The sequence below is a fragment of the Cupriavidus sp. 01L415 genome, from assembly GCF_056400065.1.
On the sequence record NZ_JBFTSP010000007.1, the window covers coordinates 119,885 to 142,032 of the forward strand.

Annotated in this window: 19 protein-coding genes; 11 read left to right on the forward strand and 8 right to left on the reverse strand. The window is 65.1% G+C overall.

Annotation, left to right across the window (positions count from 1 at the left end; genetic code table 11):
* Window positions 1-9: 9 nt before the first annotated feature.
* The 3 genes from AC1DOX_RS14545 (at window position 10) to AC1DOX_RS14555 (ending at window position 3,067) form a co-directional block, all read left to right on the forward strand.
* Entirely contained in the window at window positions 10-693 is a 684-nt protein-coding gene (locus tag AC1DOX_RS14545; protein WP_441617130.1) for an SDR family NAD(P)-dependent oxidoreductase, read from the forward strand.
* A gap of 78 nt (window positions 694-771) precedes the next feature.
* The gene (locus AC1DOX_RS14550; RefSeq protein ID WP_477101418.1) at window positions 772-1,944 is read left to right on the forward strand and encodes a mandelate racemase/muconate lactonizing enzyme family protein; all 1,173 of its coding nucleotides are present in this window, start codon (window positions 772-774) and stop codon (window positions 1,942-1,944) included.
* 157 nt (window positions 1,945-2,101) lie between these two features.
* Window positions 2,102-3,067 carry a Bug family tripartite tricarboxylate transporter substrate binding protein gene (locus tag AC1DOX_RS14555; RefSeq protein ID WP_441617134.1) on the forward strand — a complete coding sequence of 322 codons (966 nt, stop codon included), beginning with the start codon at window positions 2,102-2,104 and terminating at the stop codon, window positions 3,065-3,067.
* Window positions 3,068-3,154: 87 nt separating this feature from the next.
* Here the strand turns inward: AC1DOX_RS14555 and AC1DOX_RS14560 are convergent, their stop codons facing one another.
* A complete protein-coding gene (locus AC1DOX_RS14560; RefSeq protein WP_441617136.1) occupies window positions 3,155-3,973 on the reverse strand; it encodes a class I SAM-dependent methyltransferase in 819 nt (272 codons plus the stop codon).
* A 257-nt stretch (window positions 3,974-4,230) separates the two neighbouring features.
* Here AC1DOX_RS14560 and AC1DOX_RS14565 point away from each other — a divergent pair, with 257 nt between their 5' ends.
* The 6 genes from AC1DOX_RS14565 (at window position 4,231) to AC1DOX_RS14590 (ending at window position 12,387) form a co-directional block, all read left to right on the forward strand.
* Window positions 4,231-7,170 carry an HD domain-containing phosphohydrolase gene (locus AC1DOX_RS14565; protein ID WP_477101419.1) on the forward strand — a complete coding sequence of 980 codons (2,940 nt, stop codon included), beginning with the start codon at window positions 4,231-4,233 and terminating at the stop codon, window positions 7,168-7,170.
* Between the two features lie 68 nt (window positions 7,171-7,238).
* The gene (locus tag AC1DOX_RS14570; protein WP_441617254.1) at window positions 7,239-8,129 is read left to right on the forward strand and encodes a LysR substrate-binding domain-containing protein; all 891 of its coding nucleotides are present in this window, start codon (window positions 7,239-7,241) and stop codon (window positions 8,127-8,129) included.
* Between the two features lie 168 nt (window positions 8,130-8,297).
* On the forward strand, window positions 8,298-9,047 hold the full coding sequence (locus AC1DOX_RS14575; protein ID WP_441617140.1) for an SDR family NAD(P)-dependent oxidoreductase: 750 nt from the start codon (window positions 8,298-8,300) through the stop codon (window positions 9,045-9,047).
* Window positions 9,048-9,146: 99 nt separating this feature from the next.
* The gene (locus AC1DOX_RS14580) at window positions 9,147-10,475 is read left to right on the forward strand and encodes an MFS transporter (RefSeq protein WP_092137582.1); all 1,329 of its coding nucleotides are present in this window, start codon (window positions 9,147-9,149) and stop codon (window positions 10,473-10,475) included.
* A gap of 44 nt (window positions 10,476-10,519) precedes the next feature.
* Window positions 10,520-11,365, forward strand: coding sequence for a transketolase (locus AC1DOX_RS14585; RefSeq protein WP_092137583.1), 846 nt, complete (start codon window positions 10,520-10,522; stop codon window positions 11,363-11,365).
* Window positions 11,362-12,387, forward strand: coding sequence for a transketolase family protein (locus AC1DOX_RS14590; RefSeq protein WP_441617143.1), 1,026 nt, complete (start codon window positions 11,362-11,364; stop codon window positions 12,385-12,387). Before AC1DOX_RS14585 ends, AC1DOX_RS14590 begins: the two co-directional genes overlap by 4 nt.
* A gap of 88 nt (window positions 12,388-12,475) precedes the next feature.
* On the opposite strand, the gene AC1DOX_RS14595 is transcribed toward AC1DOX_RS14590, so the two are convergent.
* The 7 genes from AC1DOX_RS14595 to AC1DOX_RS14625 all read right to left on the reverse strand — a co-directional run bounded on the left by AC1DOX_RS14595 (window position 12,476) and on the right by AC1DOX_RS14625 (window position 21,078).
* The gene (locus AC1DOX_RS14595; RefSeq protein ID WP_441617145.1) at window positions 12,476-13,186 is read right to left on the reverse strand and encodes an SDR family NAD(P)-dependent oxidoreductase; all 711 of its coding nucleotides are present in this window, start codon (window positions 13,184-13,186) and stop codon (window positions 12,476-12,478) included.
* A gap of 268 nt (window positions 13,187-13,454) precedes the next feature.
* Window positions 13,455-13,799 (reverse strand): copper-binding protein, encoded by a 345-nt coding sequence (locus AC1DOX_RS14600; RefSeq protein WP_441617147.1) that lies wholly within the window; start codon window positions 13,797-13,799, stop codon window positions 13,455-13,457.
* On the reverse strand, window positions 13,796-16,960 hold the full coding sequence (locus tag AC1DOX_RS14605; RefSeq protein ID WP_441617149.1) for an efflux RND transporter permease subunit: 3,165 nt from the start codon (window positions 16,958-16,960) through the stop codon (window positions 13,796-13,798). Before AC1DOX_RS14605 ends, AC1DOX_RS14600 begins: the two co-directional genes overlap by 4 nt.
* Window positions 16,957-18,513: an efflux RND transporter periplasmic adaptor subunit gene (locus tag AC1DOX_RS14610; RefSeq protein ID WP_441617151.1), complete on the reverse strand. Its 1,557-nt coding sequence runs from the start codon at window positions 18,511-18,513 to the stop codon at window positions 16,957-16,959. Before AC1DOX_RS14610 ends, AC1DOX_RS14605 begins: the two co-directional genes overlap by 4 nt.
* Entirely contained in the window at window positions 18,510-19,811 is a 1,302-nt protein-coding gene (locus AC1DOX_RS14615) for a TolC family protein (RefSeq protein WP_441617153.1), read from the reverse strand. Before AC1DOX_RS14615 ends, AC1DOX_RS14610 begins: the two co-directional genes overlap by 4 nt.
* Before the next feature lie 70 nt (window positions 19,812-19,881).
* Window positions 19,882-20,310, reverse strand: coding sequence for a DUF2946 family protein (locus tag AC1DOX_RS14620; RefSeq protein ID WP_441617155.1), 429 nt, complete (start codon window positions 20,308-20,310; stop codon window positions 19,882-19,884).
* A 195-nt stretch (window positions 20,311-20,505) separates the two neighbouring features.
* Entirely contained in the window at window positions 20,506-21,078 is a 573-nt protein-coding gene (locus tag AC1DOX_RS14625; protein WP_441617157.1) for a VOC family protein, read from the reverse strand.
* A 279-nt stretch (window positions 21,079-21,357) separates the two neighbouring features.
* Between AC1DOX_RS14625 and AC1DOX_RS14630 the strand changes: the two genes are divergently transcribed.
* Window positions 21,358-21,774 carry an organic hydroperoxide resistance protein gene (locus AC1DOX_RS14630; protein ID WP_441617159.1) on the forward strand — a complete coding sequence of 139 codons (417 nt, stop codon included), beginning with the start codon at window positions 21,358-21,360 and terminating at the stop codon, window positions 21,772-21,774.
* 59 nt (window positions 21,775-21,833) lie between these two features.
* Window positions 21,834-21,974: a hypothetical protein gene (locus AC1DOX_RS14635; protein WP_441617161.1), complete on the forward strand. Its 141-nt coding sequence runs from the start codon at window positions 21,834-21,836 to the stop codon at window positions 21,972-21,974.
* Window positions 21,975-22,148 lie beyond the last annotated feature (174 nt).

A 22,148-nucleotide genomic window follows, 5' to 3' on the forward strand; every position in this document is an offset into this window, starting at 1 on the left:
AGCCAATCCATGCAAGACGAGACGAAGCATGCCGTCGTCACCGGCGCCAGCTCCGGCATCGGCGCCGCCATCGCCCGGCGGCTGCTGTCTGCGGGCTGGCGGGTGACCGCTCTTGACCGCGCGCCGGCAGCCAGCACCGAGAGCTTTCACGCGATCGAAGTCGACCTGACCGATGCGCCGAAGCTTGCCGCCGCCGTGGCCGCCTTGCCGCGGGTCGACGCCATCGTCCATGCCGCCGGCTATATGCGCACGGCGGTGCTTGGCGAGCTGAAGGCGGAAGACGGCGAAGGCATGTGGCGCATTCACGTGGGGGCTGCCGCCGTGCTGGCCAATGCGCTGATGCCGACGCTGCCGGATGGCGCGCGCATCGTGCTGATTGGCAGCCGCACGGCGGCGGGAGCCCCGGGGCGCAGCCAGTACGCCGCGACCAAGGCCGCGCTGGCAGGCATGGCGCGCTCCTGGGCGGCAGAGCTGGCGCCGCGCGGCATCACCGTCAATGTGGTGGCGCCGGGCGCTACCGAGACCCCCATGCTGAACGATCCCGGCCGCCAGGGCACGCCGCCGCGCACGCCCCCCATCGGGCGGTTTATCCGGCCTGACGAAGTGGCCGCGCTGGTGAGCTACCTGCTCGGCCCGGATGCGGGCGCGATCACCGGCCAGCAGATCGTGATCTGCGGTGGCGGGTCACTGTAGGAAACGTCCGACCGCGATACCGAATACCGAATACCGACTACCAACTATCAAACTACCCAAGACACTGGAGACCAAGCCATGTCCGTCCGCATCATCGACATCCGCGAAGTGACGAAGCCGATTTCGTCGCCAATCCGCAATGCCTATATCGATTTCTCGAAAATGACGAGCAGCCTCGTCGCCGTGGTGACCGACGCCTTCCGCGACGGCAAGCGCGTGATCGGCTACGGCTTCAACTCGAACGGCCGCTACGGGCAGGGCGGCCTGATCCGCGAGCGCTTCGCACAGCGGATCCTGACGGCCGATCCGGCCTCGCTGCTGGATGACGCCGGCACCAACCTCGACCCGCATCGCGTGTGGGCCGCCACCATGTCCAACGAAAAGCCGGGCGGCCATGGCGAGCGCTCGGTGGCCGTCGGCACCATCGACATGGCCGTATGGGACGCGGTGGCCAAGATCGCAGGCAAGCCGCTGTTCCAGTTGCTGGCCGAGCGCCATGGCGTCCGCGCCAACCCGCGCGTGTTCGTGTACGCGGCCGGCGGCTACTACTATCCGGGCAAGGACCTGTCCGCGCTGCGCGCCGAGATGCGTTCCTACCTGAATCGCGGCTATAACGTGGTCAAGATGAAGATCGGCGGCGCCAGCCTGGAAGAGGACAGCGCGCGTATCGAGGCCGTCTTGCAAGAGATCGGCGCCGATGCGCAGCTTGCGGTGGATGCCAATGGCCGCTTCGACCTGGATACCGCCATCGCCTACGCCAAAATGCTGCGCGACTACCCGCTGTTCTGGTACGAGGAGGCCGGCGATCCGCTCGACTACCACCTGCAGGCCACGCTGGCCGAGTACTACCCCGGCGCCATGGCCACGGGCGAGAACCTGTTCAGCCACCAGGACGCCCGCAACCTGATCCGCTACGGCGCGATGCGCCCCGATCGCGACTACCTGCAGTTCGACTGCGCGCTGTCCTACGGGCTCGTCGAGTACGAGCGCACGCTGGAGGTGCTGAACACCTTCGGCTGGTCGCCGAGCCGCTGCATTCCGCACGGTGGCCATCAGATGTCTCTCAATATCGCCGCTGGCCTCGGTCTGGGCGGCAACGAGAGCTACCCCGATCTGTTCCAGCCCTACGGCGGCTTTCCCGATGGCGTGAAGGTGATCGACGGGCATATCACCATGCCGGAGCTGCCGGGTATCGGCTTCGAGGGCAAGGCCGATCTCTACGCGGAGATGGAGGCGCTGGCGCAGCCCTGAGGGTGAGCCAAAGACGTTCTGCTTGACGACGGTGCGGACTCCCGCCTTGCCCGTAGGGAGGGGGGAGTCACCTACAAAACCATAAGCCACCGTCCGCACTCAACGAAGCATCGCTCCGGCAGGGGCGAACCTGCAGTCGAGACAGGAGACAACAACCATGCTGTTCCAACGCATCTATCGCTGTGCCGTGGGCGCGCTGCTGCTATGCGCCGCCGCCGTGGCCCATGCGCAGGCTTATCCCAGCAAAGCCGTCCGCGTCATCATTCCGTTCCCGCCCGGCGGTCCGACCGATACCGTCGGCCGCATGCTGGCGCAAAAGCTGTCCGAGCAGACCGGGCAGAGCTTTATCGTCGACAACCGGCCCGGCGGACAGGGCATCATCGGCGCCGATGCGGTGGCCAAGGGTGCCGCCGACGGCTACACGCTGCTGTTCAGCGCCTCCACCTTCACCACCACACCGATGACGCTGAAGTCGTCGCCCTACGACGTGACGCGGGATTTCGCGCCGATCGCGCTGGTCGGCAAGGGCCCGCTGGCCGTGTCCGTCAACAAGAATCTTCCCATCAAGAACATCAAGGAGCTGATTGCCTACGCCCAGGCGCATCCCGGCAAGATGACGTTCGCGATCGGCTCCCAGGCTTCCGCCGGGCATCTGTCGACGGAACTGCTCAAGCGGGCCGGCAAGATCGATTACCTCGTGGTGCCTTACAAGGGCTCGGCGCCCGCCTACCAGGACCTGATCGGCGGTGCCATCGATGGCTTTATCGATCCGGTGCTCGGCGCGCTGACGTATCACAAGAGCGGCATGGTGCGGGTGGTCGCGGTGACCTCCAAGGAAAGACTGCCGTCCATGCCTGACGTGCCGACCGTGGGCGAGACGGTGCCAGGCTATGAGTTCTATTCGTGGTACGGGCTGTGGGGCCCGGCCAAGCTGCCGCCGGAAGTAACAAAGCGTCTCAACGCCGAAGTCAACAAGGCGCTGGCCTCGGACCTGCGCGGCAGGCTGGCCGAGCAGGGCTACCTGCTCTCGCCCGGCACGCCGGAAGACTTCGCCCGCTTTGAGAAAGATGACATGGCGCGCGCCGCCAAGATCGTGGCGGAAGCAAAGATCCGCGCGGAATAGGGCGCCCCGGCGCCGACCGCGTATCGCGGCAATGCAGCGTGGCGCTGGACGCCGTTCTTACGCGCCACGACTGCAAGAGAAGAGCCCTCAAGCCTTGACGCTGAAAACATGCGCCTGGATCTGGGCGCTGACCGGTCCGCTTCCAAATTGCGCGGCCAATGCGTCCGTGCAGGCGATCGTGGCACGGGACAAGGCGTCGGGGCCGAGGGCCTCCAGTTCGGCGCGGAGCGGGGTCCCCTGGCAGTAGGCCACGGCCGCCACGCTGGCCGAGGCCGCGCGACTCTCCGCGGTCACCGTCGAGCAGGCAATGGGGCCTGAGAAGCCGCCAGCCCGCAGATCGGCTTCGACGGTCGCCCGGTCGTGATAGCCATGCGGCGTGCGTGCCAGGAACGCCGGCGGATGGTCGGGAAATAGGTGGGCCAGCGTGAGCGTCACCGTGTGCGCGAAGGCGTTGTCCTCGATGCGATCCCACACATTGAACAGCAGTGTGCCGCCCGGCATCAGCACGCGGCGCGCTTCGGCAAAGGCCTTCGGCTTATCGGGAAAGAACATCGCGCCGAACTGGCAGATCACTAGGTCGAAGCGCGCATCGCCGAACGGCAGTTGTTGCGCGTCCGCCTGCTGCCACGTCACCGGCCGGGACGTGCCCACGGCCTTGGCGCGATCCAGCATCGGCGGATTGAGGTCGGTTGCCACGATGGCGGTGCCGTCGGGCAAGGCGCGCGCCAGCATCCGCGTCACCACGCCGGTCCCCGCGGCAATCTCCAGCACCTGTTTCGGCGCAAGCGAAGCGGCCCGTCCCGCGAGGTCGGCCGCGTACGGCTCGAAGATCAACGGGACCAGCGATGTGTCGTACAGCTCCGGAATGGAGCCAGCGAAGACGTTGTCCGTTCCATGCGTGTTCATGGCTCGCTACCTGTCGGGAGGGCTCACGCGCACGGCTCCGCCGAGTCGACGTGTGATTCGATCGATACTTCGGAAAGGTGCGTCGCGTGCGGACTGAGAGCCCGCCTAATAACTATAGGAAGTGAATCAGACGAATCAAAATGTCGATGGCCGTCGCAGCATGAATCACTTGACGCCATGGCGAACCCATTCGATTCTTGAGCGTTGCGGCGCAATGCCAACCCCGCCATTGCGTGGAATGCCGCCAGGAGGGTCATATGCCATCGAAGAAGGGTATTCCGCTCCATGTGCATTTGTGGATGTTGTTTGGTTCGATCATCCTCATGGTGGGCGCGCTGACATGCGGTGTGAACTATCTGGTCACCAAGGAAGCCCTGGAAACCGCCACCGCCGATGCCACGCGGCGTATTGGCGAGGAAATGTTCGATGAGGTCGAGGAGCTCCTGGCTCCCGCGCAGACTGCCGTCAAGCTGGTCCGCTACAGTTCCCTCGCCACCGCGCAAAACCTTCAGCAACGGATGGCCCGCCTTGCCCTGGCGCGAGAAGCGCTGGAGAGTGCCCCGGTACTGCAGGCGCTGTATGTCGGTTATGCCGATGGCGCCTTCTTCTACGTGAGACCGCTCAGAACCGACGCGGACCGCGCTGTCTTCCGCGCCCCCGCCAATGCGGCATACGTGGTCCGCAATGTTGAGCGGGACGGTCCCGTGCCGATCGGACGTCTCAATTACCTGGATGCCGAACTTGCCAGTATCGGGACAGTCGACGACGCGGATTTCGCTCGTCGATTCGACCCGCGACAGCGAGGCTGGTACCAGGCCGCAATTGGATCGAATGCATTGGTGCGCACCGATCCGTACGTGTTCTTCACCGATCAGAACGCCGGCGTCACCTTCGCATTCCGTACGCCCGACCAGAAAGCCGTGGTGGGTGGCGATTTCGGCCTCGAGACCCTCGGCCTCATGCTCGCAAAGAAGAAGGCGACCGCGACCACGATGCTTGCCTTGCTCGATCACAGCGGCAAGGTGCTGGGTATCGATAGCAGGCTGCCCGATTCCTTCAACGCACCCGATACCTTCCGGACGGATCTTCTCGCGGCGCCAGCCGACTATGGCGTACCCGTGCTCACCGCGCTGGCGTCGACCATTTCGCCCGATGCGCCGTTGCCCGGCGGCACAACGCTGACGGTGGGCGGGGAAAGGTGGTACACCACGACGAACATGATATCGGTCGCACCAGGCAAGCCTGTCTATCTGTTGTCCGCGATTCCCGAGAATGAATTGCTGGCGGGCGCAAGGCGCCAGGCGTTGACCGGCATGGCGCTGACGATCGGTATCGTGCTGCTGTCGATGCCATGGCTCTGGCTGGCGGCTCGCCGCATCGCGAAGCCACTGGGAACATTGGCCGAAGGGCTGGCAGGCATTCGCAATTTCGATTTCGATCAGCCGTTGTCGGTGCGAACCCGCATCCGGGAGGTCGTCGCGCTGGCCAACGCCACCGAACAGATGCGCAAGACGATCCGGCACTTCCTGATCATCGTGCAGGCGATTGCCGCCGAGGGCCGCCTCGAGCAACTCCTGCCCGTGCTGTTGAGGAAGACGCTGGATGAAGCCGAGGGCAAGGCTGGCCTCTTCTTCCTGATGGACGGCGACGACCTCGTCGTGGCCGCCGCGCAGGATCGCCATGGCAGCGATATCGCCGGGGACCTGCCCCGGATGCCGCTGGATCGGGCCCTGCCGCTGATCCGCAGTACGGCCGGCCAGACTCACCCGCAATGCGGTGCCCTGACCGGGGACGAACTCGACGCCGCCGGACTCGGTGCGCTGGCGGTGGGCAAGACCAGCCACGCTGTCGCCATTCCGCTTGTGAACCCGCAACATGAGCTCCAGGGGCTCATGCTTGTCTTGCGCGAGACGCCGATCGACGCGGCGCAACTGGCTTTCGTCGGCACCTTGTCCACCCTTTTCGCAGGGGCGATCGAAGTGCGGGAACTTGCCAGCGCGCAACGCGCGTTGTTTGATGCGTTCATCCGCCTGCTGGGCGATGCCATCGACGCAAAGAGCCCTCACACCGCGGGCCACTGCTCGCGCGTGCCGGAACTGGTCAAGATGCTGGCGCAGGCGGCATGCGACGCCAGGGACGGTCCCTATCAGTCGTTTTCCATGGCCACAACCGACTGGGAGGCGCTGCACGTTGCAGCCTGGCTGCACGATTGCGGCAAGGTCACCACCCCCGAGTACATCATCGACAAGGGCACCAAGCTCGAAACCCTCTGCGACAGGATTCACGAGGTACGCATGCGCTTCGAAGTCCTGAAGCGCGAAGCGGAGATCCGTTGCCTGCGCAGCGTGATCGCGGGGGAGGACGCTGCCATCGCCACGGCGCGGCTTGAGCGGGAGCAGCGGGAGCTGGACGATGAGTTTGCCTTCGTGGCCGCATGCAACCAGGGCGGGGAGTCGATGGATGCAGCGCGGAGGGAGCGCCTGCACCGGATCGCCGCGCGCAGTTGGGCCCGGACGCTCGATGATCGCCTCGGCCTCTCGCAGGAGGAACTGGCGCGCAAGACGAAATCGGCGCCAGTCGCGCTGCCCGTGCAGGAACCGCTGCTCGCGGACAAGCCAGAGCACCTTGTCGGGCGCACGGCGCGCGAAGCCATCGCCCCCGACAATCCCTGGGGCTTCAGGCGTGAGGCGCCCACTTACCGATATCACCGGGGCGAACTGCATAACCTGATGGTCGGAAGAGGCACGCTTTGCGAGGAGGAGCGCTTCGAGATTGAAGACCACATCGTGCAGACGCAAATCATGCTGTCGCGTTTGCCGTTCCCCAAGCACTTGCGCCAGGTGCCGGAGATCGCGGGCAATCATCACGAAAAGATGAATGGCACCGGCTATCCACGGCAATTGCGCCGCGAGGAAATGAGTCCGCTTGCCAGAATGATGGCCATCGCGGATATCTTCGAGGCGCTGACGGCCGCGGACCGTCCCTACAAGAAAGCGAAGACCTTGTCGGAATCGATCGGTATCATGTCGCGCGCCGCGGCACAGCAGCAAATCGATCCGGAGCTCTTCGAGCTCTTCCTGAAATCCGGGGTCTACATGCAATACGGGCAACGATTCATGCATGAAGAGCAAATGGACGCGGTTGACATCGATCGATACGTTCGGGGCCCCGCATCGATCGAAAAGCAAGCTACCTGACGCAACCATGACAGCGACCGTCATCGCCTTGCGCGATGCGTCGCGAGACCTCATCGAGCACACACACCATGCGGATTCCTCCGGTGAAGGCGATCATCGCCTTCGAAAGCGTTGCCAGAACCAAGAGCGTCAGTCGGGCATCGGAAGAATTAGGCTTGACGGCGTCCGCTGTCAGCCACCAGATCAGCAACCTCGAGGAGGCGCTCGGCCAGGCGCTCTTCTTCCGGCAGGGGCGGGGACTGGCCCTGACGCCGGTGGGCGAGCAATACCTGCGCGACATCACGGGCGTGCTCGCCGACCTGAATCGCGCGACCGAGCGCGCTTCCAGTCCGGCCAACATCGAGATCCTGCGGGTCCATTCGAGTCCGAGCTTCGGCCTGATGTGGCTGTTGCCGCGGCTGGAATCGTTCCAGGCGGACAATGATGACATCCAGCTGAACCTGTCCTGCTCCTATGAGGACGTTTCCTTTACGAGCGGCTACTACGACGTGGATATCCGCCATGGCTACGCGCATTGGCGCGATATCGAGGTCAAGACCTTGCGTCGGGAAACCATTGCGCCGCTCGCCTCGCCTGCATACCTGGAGAAACATCCGATCGCGTCGCCGGCCGATCTGCTCGCGCAGCGTCTTATCTATTCGGAAACCCCTCTTGTGCAATGGCAGCAATGGTTCGCCAGGTTCGGCGTCCCGGGCGCCCACAAGCGGTTCGATTTCACCTTCGACCGCTCGTACATGTCGCTCGAGACAGCGGCGCTGGGCCTCGGGGTGGCGCTGGAAAGCACGCTGCTGGCGTCCGTGATGATCCGCAAGGGTGCCCTTGTGCCGGTGTTCGACGACGCGCATGCGATCGAGGTCGGCAGTCACCACCTCGTCTATCCCCGGCAGAACGCCGACCTGCCGCGCGTCGCGCGCTTCCTCGCCTGGATGGAGCGCCAGCTGCCGTCGATCCCCGGCTAGGTGGTACCGGCCGCCAACCCGCAATGTGCCGCCTGCGGCGCCCGGCCGAATTCCCGTCTTCCCATTCCCTGAATATTTCTCAGCAATAGCTGAGTCAGACCGCGTTGATCGAAAGGCCGCCAGCGACAACACTCGACCTATCAAAATTCAATGTCAAAGGAGACAAAGATGCTGGTCGAGAAGAACGTAGTCATCATCACCGGTGCGGCTTCCCCTCGCGGGATCGGCAAGGCTACCGCCAAGGCCTTTGCCGCCCAGGGCGCCTCGGTGGTCATCCTGGACCTGCGCCTTGAGGACGCGCAGGCCGCCGCCGGCGAGCTGGGCGACCAGCACCTCGGGCTGGCGTGCGATGTGACGGACAAGGCCGCCTGCGATCGGGCAGTCGCGGCGGTGCTGCAGCGCTATGGACGCATCGACGCGCTGGTCAACAATGCCGGCATCACCCAGCCGGTGCGCACGCTCGATATCCAGGCCGCCAACTATGACGCCGTGCTGGACGTCAACCTGCGCGGCACCTTGTACATGTCGCAGGCCGTGCTGCCGCAGATGCGCGAGCAGAAGCACGGCAGCATCGTGTGCATGTCGTCGGTCTCCGCGCAACGCGGTGGCGGCATCTTCGGCGGCCCGCACTACAGCGCCGCCAAGGCCGGCGTGCTGGGGCTGGCGCGTGCGATGGCGCGCGAGTTCGGTTCGGACGGCATCCGCGTCAACTCGATCACCCCGGGTCTGATCCAGACCGACATCACCGGCGACAAGCTCACCCCCGAGATGCGCGCCGACATCATCAAGGGCATCCCGCTGGGCCGCCTGGGCAACGCCGCCGACGTGGCCAACGCCTGCGTGTTCCTGGCCAGCGACATGTCCGCCTACCTGACCGGAATCACGCTCGACGTCAACGGCGGCATGTTGATCCATTAAGAGGAAACGCCTCTACATCCAGTTGAAGCCGCCCGCAAGAGGCGGAACCCTCGACAGCCGGTGCGTCGCAGTGCGGCGCCACCTGGCAGGAGACACCCGATGAAAACCAAATACGCACCCTCGCCCATGGGCGGCGAGGCGACGCTGCACGCCGATTCCGCGAGCTTCGAGGCCCGCACCTACGCCAAGGTGGTGAAGCGGCTTATCCCGTTCCTGATGCTGTGCTACCTGGGCGCCTATCTCGATCGCGTCAACGTCGGCTTCGCCAAGCTGCAGATGCTGAACGACCTACAGTTCAGCGAAACCATCTACGGCCTGGGCGCCGGCATCTTCTTTCTCGGCTATTTCATCTTCGAGGTGCCGAGCAACGTGATCCTCCACAAGGTCGGCGCCAAGCGCTGGCTGGCGCGGATCATGCTGACGTGGGCGGTGATCTCTGCCTGCTTCGCCTTTGTCAGTACGCCAACCCAGTTCTACATCCTGCGCTTCCTGCTAGGTGCGGCCGAGGCGGGCTTCGCCCCCGGCGTGATCCTGTACATGACCTACTGGTTTCCGTCCGAGCGCCGCGCCAAGGCCTTGTCGCTGTTCTTCATGGCCATCCCGCTGGCAGGCATCGTAGGCGGGCCGCTGTCGGGCTACATCATGCATGCCTTCCACGGTATGGGTGACCTGGCTGGCTGGAAATGGCTGTTCCTGCTCGAGGCACTGCCGTCGCTGTTCCTCGGCGTGGCCATCCTGTTCTACCTGGACAACGGCATCGACCAGGCCCACTGGCTTACCGACGCCGAGAAAGCGCTGCTCAAGCGCAATATCGAAGGCGACAACGCGCAGAAGACCGAACACATGTCGATCCGCTCCTTCATGGGCGACCGTCGCCTGTGGCTGATGGCCGGGATCTACTTCTGCGTGGTGCTGGGCCAGTACGGCCTGACGTTCTGGCTGCCCACCATCATTCGCAAGGCCGGCGTGGCTGATCCGCTCTGGGTGGGCATCTACACCGCGCTGCCGTACCTGTGCGCCATCGTGGCGCTGCCGCTGGTCGGCATGAGCGCCGACCGCCACCGCGAGCGCCGTTTCCACCTAATCGTGCCGATGGTGGTGGCCGCCGCCGGATTTGCGACCTTGCCGCTGCTGGGCAGTGTCGGCGCGTCGCTGGTGTGCCTGTGCATCGCCGCCGCCGGCATCCTGGCCTCATCCTCGCAGTTCTGGGCGCTGCCCACGGCGCTGCTGGGCGGCATGTCGGCCGCAGCGGGCATCGCCGCGGTCAACTGCGTCGCCAACCTCGCCGGCTTTTTCTCGCCCGCCATCGTCGGCTGGCTCAACGACCTGACCGGCAAGTCCACCGCCGGGCTGGTGTTCATCTCGGCCACCGTGGTGTTTGGCGCCATGCTGGTCTTCCTGGTCCCGGCCAAATCCGTGAACCGCTGAGGCTTCATTCCATGAATTCCGATCGATTGCTTGCAGGAGACACCATGCAACACCCAACCACCGACCAGGCCGTGTCCTTGCGGGAACGCGCCTACCGCATCCGCCGCAACGCCCTGCTGATGGGCGAAGTGCAGGGCCAGGGCTACATCGGCCAGGCGCTTGACATCGCCGATGTGCTCGCCGTGGCGTACTTCGACGCCATGCGTTATCGCCCGGAAGACCCGGAGTGGGAAGGGCGCGACCGCTTCCTGCTCTCCAACGGCCATTACGCCATCGCGCTGTATGCCGCGCTGCTGGAGGCTGGCATCCTGCCCGCCGAAGAACTGGAGACCTATGGCAGCGACGACAGCCGCCTGCCGATGTCCGGCATGGCCAGCTACACGCCCGGGATGGAGATGTCCGGCGGTTCGCTGGGGCACGGGCTGACCATCGCCGTGGGCCGTTGCCTGGGGCTCAAGCGCAAGGGCTCGGACAACTTCGTCTACACGCTGTTTTCCGACGGCGAGCTGGATGAAGGCGCGATCTGGGAAGGCATCCTCTCCGCCGCCCACTGGAAGCTGGACAACCTGATTGCCGTGGTCGACGTCAACAACCAGCAGGCCGACGGGCCCTCCACGCAGATCATGGCGTTCGAGCCGCTGACGCCCAAGCTGGAAGCGTTCGGCTGGTTCACGCAGCGTGTGGACGGCAACGACATCGACGCCGTGGCCGCCGCCTTCCGCGCGGCGCGCGAGCATCGCGGCGCGCAGCCGCGCATGATCATCTGCGATACGCGCATGGGGTGCGGCGTGCCGTTCCTCGAACAGCGCGAGAAGAACCACTTTATCCGCGTGGATGCCGACGAATGGCAACTCGCACTGCAGGCCCTCGAAGCCGGGAGACAAGCATGAGCAACCCCAACACCACCGTGGCCACCCATACCAACAGCGCGAAGCCGAAGCTCAAGACCTCGGCGATGATTGCCTCCATCGCCGGCGAGGGGCAAGCCACCCGGTCGGCCCCGTTCGGCCATGCGCTGGTGGAACTCGGCCGCCAGAAGCAGAACGTGATCGGCATGACCGCCGATCTGGGCAAATACACCGACCTGCATCTCTTTGCCAAGGCGTTTCCCGAGCGCTACTACCAGATGGGCATGGCCGAGCAGCTCCTGATGGGCGCGGCGGCGGGCCTTGCGCACGAGGGCGCCCAGCCGTTCGTCACGACCTATGCCGTGTTCGCAACGCGGCGCGCCTACGACTTCATGCATCAGGCGATCGCCGAGGACAACCTCGACGTGAAGATCGTCTGCGCGCTGCCCGGCCTGACCACCGGCTACGGCCCCAGCCATCAGGCTGCGGAAGACCTGGCGCTGATGCGCGCGATGCCCAACATGACGGTGATCGACCCGTGCGACGCCATCGACATCGAGCAGATGGTGCCGGCGATCGCCGCGCACAATGGGCCGGTGTATGCGCGCCTGCTGCGCGGCAACGTGCCGGTGGTGCTGGACGAGTACGACTACAAGTTCGAACTGGGCAAAGCAAAGCTGTTGCGCGATGGCGCCGAGGTACTGGTGATTTCGTCGGGCATCATGACGATGCGCGCGCTGGAGGTGGCAAAGACGCTGGAGAAGGATCGCATCGGCGTGGCGGTGCTGCACGTGCCGACCATCAAGCCGCTGGATACGGAGACCATCCTGCGCGAGGCAAAACGGCAGGGGCGCCTGGTGGTGGTGGCGGAGAACCACACCGTGATCGGTGGCCTGGGCGAAGCCGTGGCCACCACGCTGATGCGGGCGGGCACATCCGTGCCGTTCCGGCAGGTCGGCCTGCCGGACGCGTTCCTGGACGCGGGAGCACTGCCCACGCTGCACGACCGCTACGGCATCTCGGCGGACGTGATGGCGGAGTCGATCAGGCAGTGGATCAAGTAGCGAGATGGGTGCGACGGACTGAAACGGGTCCGGAAGACTTGCCAGCGCTCGGCTATCGGCGCTGGCAAGCCTTGTTACGGTAGCCTGCTTAGTGGCCGGCGCTCTGGCCGCCGTCGACGTGGAGGATCTCGCCGGTAACGAACGGCGCGCTATCGAGATACAGCACCGCATCGACGATATCGCGCATCTCGCCCATATGGCCCAACGGATGCATTGCGCCCAGCGCTGCGTGGGTTTCCTGTGGGTGCATCGGCGACTTGATGATGCCCGGCGATACGGCGTTGGCACGAATACCGGTCCTGGCGTATTCGATGGCCAGCGACTTGGTCGCGGCGTTCAGGCCACCCTTCGTCAGCGAGGCCAGCACCGACGGCACGTTGCTGTTTGCGTGGTCTACCAGGCTGGTCGTGATGCTGACCACGTGGCCGCTACGGTTCTTTTCCATCTCGGCGATGGCCAGCTGCGTGATATGGAAGAAGCCCGTCAGGTTGATGCCCGTTACGGTGGCGTAGTCCTCGGCGGTATAGCTGGTGAAGGGCTTGGCGACGAAGACGCCGGCGTTGTTGACCAGCGTGTCGATGCGGCCGAACTTCGCCACGGCTTCGGCGATGACGCGGCGCGCCGTGTCCGGATCTGCAATGTCGCCGGCGACCGTCAGGATGTCCTTGTCGTCGGACGGCTTGATGCTGCGCGCAGTGGCCACGACGCGATAGTTGCGCTCGCGGAACCCCTTGACCAGTTCAGCGCCAATGCCTTGCGATGCGCCCGTGATGACGACGACTTTCTGTGCTGCACTCATGTTGAGCCTCGATGTAAGTGGATCTGGATTTGTAGCGATCGGGCCGGCGGCTCCGATGGGTTCCAATCTAGGCGATCCGCTTTGGCATTCGAAGGCATCGCTCGCACAAACAGTTGTGCGCGGCAAGTACAAATCCCGTCGGACATCACTCTGGGAGGCAGCGGGCGTCGACTTCCGGTCACTTTTGCAACCGGAAGTCCTTCATTTTCGTCAACGCGGCCCAGTGACCGCGCGGACTGCACGTGGATGTTGTGCAAGAAACGGCGGATCAGCGTGCCTTGATGCCGACCACGGTCGCTACCCCGTCCACCTTGTCGAACGTCGCATCCACCTTGTCGCCTTGCCTGACTTTGGCAAGGCTTGTCTTGTCCTTGACAGGGAAGGTCATGGTCATGGCGCCCATGCCAAGGTTATCGATGGGGCCGTGCTTGAGGGTGACGCGGCCACTGGCCTCATCCACCTTCATCACTTCAGCCTGCACGGGCTTTGGCGCGGACATCGCCGCGCCGGGCTTCATGTTCATGTCCGCCATGTCACCGGCGGCATAAGCGGGTAGCGCGGGTAGCGCAAACGCAGCGCTCGCGGTGGCCAGGAAAATCAGGGTACGTTTCATCGGGAGGTCCTTTCTTCAAGAGGCTGAGGCATGGCTTGCGTCGCCGATCGACGACGCAGGAGCAGGAAAGCCGCGGGAACAACAAACAGCGAGAGAAGCGGGGCCGTCACCATGCCGCCCACCATGGGCGCGGCGATGCGTTGCATGACTTCGGAGCCCGTGCCGCCCGCCCACATGATCGGCAGCAGGCCGGCCAGGATGACGGCCACCGTCATGGCTTTGGGGCGCACGCGCAGGACGGCGCCGTCCTGGATCGCCTCCAGCAGGGCGGGTTGGTCGACATGTCCGCGCTCGATCTTCCTGAGCCACGATTGCTTCAGGTAGAGCAGCATGATGACGCCAAATTCCGCTGCGACGCCCGCCAGTGCGATAAATCCGACAACGCTCGCCACCGAAAGGTTGTGCCCGAGCAGATACAGCAGCCAGAATCCGCCGACCAGCGAAAGCGGCAAGGTGGCCATGATGAGCAGCGCTTCGTCGAATCGCCCGAACGTCAGGTACAGCAGCAGGAAGATGATGAGCAAGGTGAATGGCACCACCACCTTGAGCTTCTGCGTTGCGCGCTCCAGGTATTCGAACTGCCCGGACCAGCTGACCGAGTAGCCAGCGGGCAGCGCCACCGTGCTGGCCACGGCCGCTTGCATCTCCGTGACCGCCGCGCGCAGATCGCGTCCCCGGATATCGACGTAGACCCAGCCCGACAACCTGGCGTTCTCGCTGCGCAGCATGGGCGGGCCATCCGTGATCCGGATACGCGCGACGTCCGCCAACAGTATCTGCTGGCCCCGGTCGGTCACGATGGGCAGCCTGCGCAGTTCCTCGACCGAATCCCGATGGTCGCGCGGGTAGCGGGCATTGATCGGATAGCGCGCCAGCCCATCCACCACTTCACCCACGGTCTCGCCACCAATGGCCGATGCGACGATGCTCTGCACATCTGCGATGTTGAGCCCATAGCGGCCCGCGGCCACACGGTCGATGTCCACGTCGATGTAGCGCCCGCCGGTCAGACGCTCGGCCAGGGCCGAGGTCACACCGGGCACGCCTTTGACCGCTTGCTCGATCTGGCCCGCAATCCTGTCGATCTCCTTCAGGTCGGTGCCGGCCACCTTGATGCCGACGGGGCTCTTGATGCCGGTGGCCAGCATGTCGATACGGTTTCGAATGGGCGGCACCCAGATGTTGGAGAGGCCGGGCACGGTGACGGTCTTGTCGAGTTCCTCCACCAGCTTGTCGGGTGTCATGCCGGCGCGCCACTGGTCGCGCGGCTTGAACTGGATGGTGGTCTCGAACATTTCCATCGGCGCCGGGTCCGTGGCCGAGTCGGCCCGACCGGCCTTGCCGAACACGGTCGCGACCTCCGGCACGGTCTTGATGAGCCGGTCGGTCTGCTGGAGCAGCTGCGCCGCCTTGCCCGCCGAAAGCCCCGGCAAGGCGGATGGCATATAGAGCAGGTCGCCCTCGTCGAGTGGCGGCATGAATTCGCCCCCCACCCGCAGGATGGGCCACGCGGTGGCGGCCAGCAGCAAGGCGGCGATGACGAGGGTCGCCTTCGGGTGGCGAAGCACGCGAGCGAGCAGCGGTTGATACAGGCGAATGAGCACGCGGTTCAACGGATTGGACTGCTCCGACGGAATCCTGCCGCGAATCAGGTAGCCCATCAGGACCGGTATCAAGGTCACCGAAAGGCCGGCCGCCGCGGCCATCGAGTACGTCTTGGTGAAGGCGAGCGGCGAGAACAACCGGCCTTCCTGTGCCTCCAGCGTGAAGACGGGAATGAACGACAGGGTGATGATGAGCAGCGAGAAGAAGAGCGCGGGCCCGACCTCGGCCGCGGCGTCGCCAATCACGCGCCACTGCGCCTCGCCGCGCAGGGGATGCCCCGGATTCTCGGCTCGCCAGTGCTCGATGTGCTTGTGGGCGTTTTCGATCATCACGACGGCGGCGTCGACCATCGCCCCAATGGCGATGGCGATGCCACCCAGAGACATGATGTTTGCGTTCACGCCCTGGTAGCGCATCACCAGGAAGGCCGCCAGCACGCCGAGCGGCAGGGAAATGATCGCGACCAGTGCCGACCGCAGGTGGAACAGGAAGATCAGGCACACCAGCGCGACCACCGCAAACTCTTCCAGCAGCTTGTGCGAGAGGTTCTCGACGGCACGGTTGATGAGGCTGGAACGGTCGTAGGTCGGCACGATCTCCACGCCGGGCGGCAGGCTCTTCTTCAGGGACGCGAGCCTGGCCTTGACGGCCTCGATGGTCTCCAGGGCGTTCTTGCCGGACCGCATGACAATCACGCCACCGGCGACCTCGCCCTGGCCATCCAGCTCGGCGATGCCACGCCGCATCTCCGGCCCGAGCTGAATCGTTGCGACATCACCGAGACGCACGGGGATGCCAGCGTTGCTGACATTGAGCGGAATCTGGCGGAAGTCCTCCAGTGACTTGAGATAGCCGGACGCCCGCACGACGTACTCGGCTTCGCCCAGCTCCAGCACCGAGCCACCGGTCTCCTGGTTGGCACCCTTTAGCGCATCGAGCACCCTGGCCTGCGAGAGGCCGTAGGCGCGCAGCTTCTCCGGCATGAGCACGATCTGGTACTGCTTCACCATGCCGCCGATGGAGGCCACCTCCGAGACGTTGGGCAGCGATTTTAGCTCGAATCGCAGGAACCAGTCCTGCAGGGCGCGCAATTGAGCGAGGTCGTGCTGGCCGGTCTTGTCGACGAGCGCGTATTCGTAGATCCAGCCCACGCCGGTGGCGTCCGGCCCCAGCGCGGGCTTGGCGGCGGCCGGCAGGCGGGACTGCACCTGATTCAGGTACTCGAGAACGCGTGAGCGCGCCCAGTACAGGTCCGTGCCGTCCTCGAACAGCACGTAGACAAAGGAGTCCCCAAAGAACGAGTATCCCCGGACTGTCTTCGCGCCGGGCACCGACAGCATCGTCGTCGTCAGCGGATAGGTGACCTGGTTTTCCACGATCTGCGGGGCCTGGCCCGGGTACGTGGTGCGGATGATGACCTGAACGTCGGAAAGATCCGGCAATGCATCGAGCGGCGTATGGCGCGCGGCCCAGATGCCCCAGGCCGTCAGCATCACCGTCGCCAGCAACACCAGGAACCGGTTTCGGATCGACCAGCGGATGAGGTTCGCGATCATGGCTTGCCTCCCGCGTTGCCGGCTACCGGCTGGACTGAAGACAAGACCGGCTCCCCATCGTTGTTCAGATGAAAGTGGAAGCGAATCTGCTGGCCGTCCTTCAGGCCGCGCGGCAATCCCGATGGCGGTGCCTTGAAATCCATCGTCATGGCGCCCCACTGGAGGCTCGGGATCGCACCATGCGAGATGGTCAGGCTCTCCGCGCCGACGGCCTCGATACGCCCGAGCGCTTCATGCTCCGGTGCCGCAGCCGCGGCGGGAGCAGAAGCGGGAGTGGAAGCCGGCGCGGAGGCGCTCTCCAGGCGACGCGTTGTGCCGCGCAGGCTGGCTTCGGAGTCGACCAGGAATTGTCCTGAGGCCACGACGCGCTGGCCGGCTTTCAGTCCCTCGGTCACTTCCGTCTGGCCTGCGGCCTCCGCGCCGGTCTTCACTTCGACCGGACTGAAGCCGCCGTCGCCAGTCTCGACCATGGCAATGGTCCGGGCGCCCGTGCGAATGAGCGCTTCGGTGGGCACCAGGAGCTTGTCCGCACCGGCCGGCGCGCTGAACCGGACGCTCACGAACATGCCCGGCAACAGCTGGCGATCCTTGTTCTGCAACGCAATGCGAACCTTGAGCGTGCGCGTGCCCGGGCTGACGTCGGGCAGGAGGGCATCCACCTTGCCCGTCAGCGTCTGCCCGGCAAGACCTGCGGCGATGGCGGTGACCTGTTGACCCGGTTTTATGGCGGCACTCTGGCTCTCCGGCACTTCGGCGAGGACCCACACCGTGGAAAGGTCCGCGATGCGGAAGAGCGTCATGCCTGGCGCGACGGTCATGCCATCGCGCGCGCCGACTTCGGTGACCACGCCGTCGACCGAAGCCGAAATCGTGAGACGTGGCTGCAGCTTGCCGGTGGTCTCGACAAGTCGGATCTGGCTCTCGGTCATGCCGACTTGCCGCATGCGGGCGCTGGCGGCGCTGCGAAGGTCGCCGAGCGGCCCGCTGTTGACCCGCGCGACGGCCAGGTATTCCTCCTGCGCCGCCACCCACTCGGGCGAATAGATCACCACCAGTGCCTGCCCCCGTTTGACCGGGTCCAGCGTGGTCCGGGCGTAGGCGTGTTCGACGTACCCCGAGGTGCGGGCCTGGATCACTTCGATGCCGCGCTCGTTGATGGCGATATTGCCGGGCACCTCGAGCACGGCATCCAGCCGCCCCGGTTTGACCTCGACCGTCCGGATGCCCAGGTTCTGGGTGACGCGGCTGTCGATGGTGACCGCCGCCGCCGTGCCGCCGGCGTCTTCATAGACGGGCACCAGTTGCATGTCCATGAATGGAGACTTGCCCGGCTTGTCGAAGCGCTGGCCCGGCACCATCGGGTCGTGCCAGTAGAGGACGCGTTTGCCGGTGTTCGGGTCGCTGCCGCCGGCCTTGGCCGAATCGCCCGGCATCGCCGGCACCGGGGATGACGCGGACTTCGCGCCCTGTGTGACGCCAAGGCGATAGGTACCATACAGCGCGCCCGCTGCGACGGCGAGTGCCACCGCCATGGAAATGGCTTGTCGTTTCATTTCGATTCCTTTGTGGCGGACTCGGTTTGCGCGGTCGGAAGGGGGACGAGGAAGGAGACGTCGGCCCACAGCTTTGCCGTCTTGCCTTCGAGGGCGAGCCGTTCCAGTGCGGTGTCGATGGCGCGGTGATTGGCCTCGGCGACCGCCAGCAGCGGCCCGGTGTTTGCGCGGTACGCGGTCAACGCCGCGTCCGCCTGCGCACTGGCGAGCGGCAGGATTTTTTCGTCATAGCGCTTGAGCCGCTCGAGATTCCGCTGCAATTCGGCCAGTCTGGCCTCCAGCATTGCCCGGGTACTGCGCGCGACGACTTCGGACTTCGCGCGGGCATCGTGAGCCTGCGCAACCCTGGCGGCGACTTCGCGATCCTGCCGGTTTGCCTGATCCCAGGGGACGGGAAAGCTGACGTTGATGGAAGCCATGTTCGAATAGGCGGAGCCGCGCTGGCTGTACATCAGCTCGACGCTCACGTCCGGCTTCTTGCCTTCGGTGGCGGCGCGAATCTCCGCTTCCGCTAGGGCGATTTCGCGTTGGGTGGCTGCCATCTCCGGCACGGCGTCGAGGTTGGTCTGGGCAAGCTGCCGGACGCGCTCGGGCACGGTCAGGGTTGGCTGCCCGGCGAGCGGGCGCTTTGCCGCCTGGCCGACCCATCGCTCGAGATTTGCGCTGGTGGCGCCGATCACGGCCTGGTTTTCGTCGATCCGGTCCTGTAGCTTCTGGATTTCCATTTCGGCCGCCAGCACATCCGAACGGGTGCCGCGCCCGCTCCGATAGGCCGCTGTCGCGGCTTGCAGTCCCAGTTCCAGCGGGTGGCCGTGGTGGCCGAGGAGCACGCCGGTCTGTTCCGCGTACCAGCGGTCGAGCCACGCATTGACCACGCCGCGCTGGACATTGGCCAGGCTAACCGCGCGCTGCGCTTCGGCGGTGGCCGCTTCGGCTTCAAAGCGCGCCGCGCGGGCCCGGCGTTTGTCCGAGCGGGTGAATTCCTGAAGCACGCTGACAGAGCGCATGGTCATGAAGTCCCGGCTCAGGGAGAACTGGTCCGGCCCGTTGGTCGGAACATTGTTCAGCCCGAGTTTGAGCACCGGGTCCGGCAACTGGCCGGCCGCTACGGCCATCTGGACGGCGGCTTCGACGGCGCCGTGCGAAGCCTCGGCATCGGCGGCACGCGTCGTGGCGAGTCCGAGGGCTTCTTCAATCGAAAGCGGAGGTGCCGACTGGGCGTTCGCCATGGGCGGCGCGGCCATGGCAAGCAAAGGCGCACAGAAGAGCGCCTGCATCAAGCAACGAGGGGAAAGCATAAAGCCTCCAAAAGCAACGATAGCCGTCCCGGTCTAGCGGGAGGGCACCTGAATCGCGTTGCTCAGGAGGCTAAGTTCGATAACAGCAGTGGAGGATGGAGAGCGGCGGTGGCGGGGCGCGCGGCATGGCGTCGCCATACACCAGCGCGAAATGGTCGGTGGTTGGCGCAGGCGTCAACTCGACCACGCTCAACAGGACAGGCAGGAAAACCGGGATTTGCGGCGACGCGTGGTCGACCGTCTTGGCGCCGAGCTGGCAGTGTTCGAGGCAAAGGCCGTCATGGACACCGGTGGTATCCCCGGCGTGCTGTGCGTGCTGGGCCGGCTGTGCCTGCTGTGACATCTCCGGGCAGGACTCCGTCATCCCCGCCATGTCACCGGTCTGGTCCAGCGCATACCGGCTACCCATGCAGGCGTAAGCCGCCGCTGCCAGCTGGACTGTCAGGAACGCGAGGACGAGGAAGCCGGCAAGCCATAGCCGGCGAAGAGGCGGGTGCACGTGAACGGTCGGAAAGTTGGCGAATATGGTATCAGCGTTTCGCCGGCGTCGGCGCGGGTACGCTGCGACCACTTGTCGCACTTCCGGGGTCGCGTGCATCCCGTGCGTGTCGGCAGCCTTGCCGGCGCGCTCCGCGACCCATCCCCGTGCGAAAGGTCAGGTGAGGGGCTGGCTTGACCGGTCAGCGTGCGCCGCTCAGGTTGCCATGCGATGCAATGCGCACAGCTTGTTGCCGTCCGGGTCGCGCATATAGGCGAGATACAGCTTGCCTGCCGGCGTTTGCCGGACCCCGGGAGGATCTTCGACGGAAACACCGCCGTTCGCGATGCCGGCGGCATGCCAGGCCTCGACGTGCTCGACCGATTGACATTGAAAGCCAACGGTCCCGCCGTTGGCAGGGGTGGCTGCCTGCCCGTTGACGGGCGGCGTCACGATAAAGATCGAGGTATCGGAGACATAGACATAGTCTCCCTTTGCCCGAAGGACACCCTCGCCGTAACCGATCGCGCCGAGCACGGCGTCATAGAACGTCTTGGCTTGCTTCAGGTCGTTGGTGCCGACCGCGACATGACTGAACATTGCGTCTCCTTGGAATTGCTCCACCGAAAAGTGGAGTGCCGAACCGGGGCCCCCGACGGAAAGGATTGCGTGGAAGGGCCATCGGCGAAGAGCGCATTTAAGGCCCGCCATGTATCTGGCGTGTTGGGCGGGCATGCTGGCTTTGTCAGCGGTTGTATCGATCCCCCGGCGCGATACGGCTTCGTACAAAGGGGTCTCCAAGGGGTCTCAAACGGGGCGCGCGCGGAACCAGACATGTATCGCACTGTATCGACGGAGCCGGCCGATACAAAGCCATGCAATGTCGGCCCTGCCCAAAACATATGCGACACACAGGCGTCATGAAATCGCTCCTGCCGGATAGCACCCTGGACAACGGCGATTTGGCCGGGCATCCGTGTTTCATGTGTGTGCGCGCGAAGCCGCAAGGCGGTCACGCGTCACGATCGATCCCTTTGACTGATTCACCAAGATCCTTAAGGAGCCACCATGGCGAAGAACTTGAATGTTGTGTACTCGGGCAATGTCCATACGACTGGCGGCCGCGATGGCGCGTCGCGTAGCGACGACGGTCGACTGGACGTCAAGCTGTCGAAGTTTGGCGGGGCGGGAGAGGGCACCAATCCCGAGCAGCTGTTCGGGGCCGCATGGTCGGCCTGCTTTATCGGCGCGCTTGGCCGCGCGGCGGTCAATCAAGGCGTTGCCTTGCCGAGCGACGCTGCCGTCGATGCCAAAATCGACCTGGGCACGGAAGACGGGGCCTTTTACCTTCAGGCACGCCTCAATGTCTCGCTGCCGGGGCTGGATCGCGGCACCGCGCAGTCGCTGGCCGACGCGGCGCACCAGATCTGCCCGTATTCGAAGGCGACGCGCGGCAATATCGACGTCCTGATCCAGATCGTCTAAGAGCGCACCGGGGCAGCGGCTTCACGCTGCCCGCCCGTCTTGCACAGGATACGGAAGCCATGAAACGCCTGATTATCATCATGGGCATGCTGGTGGCGGGCATCGCCGGCGAACTGCGTGCCACCACCGTTTGCCGCTGGGTGCCAGCTGCCGAAAGCGGTGCCGCACGACAGCGCCAACGCTCCCGGGCGGACGGCTGAAGCCTGTTTTCTCACCGATTGCCAGCGGACGCTGCCCCGATCGTTCCCCCCGGAAATTGGACTAGAGTTCTTAAGGAAGTGGGGGACGATCCACCGGTCCGTTCAAACCTGGATTCGCACAGACTGGCTCGCACAAGGCTGGGTGGCGGTGGCTGCCTGCCATGTACCGTGAGG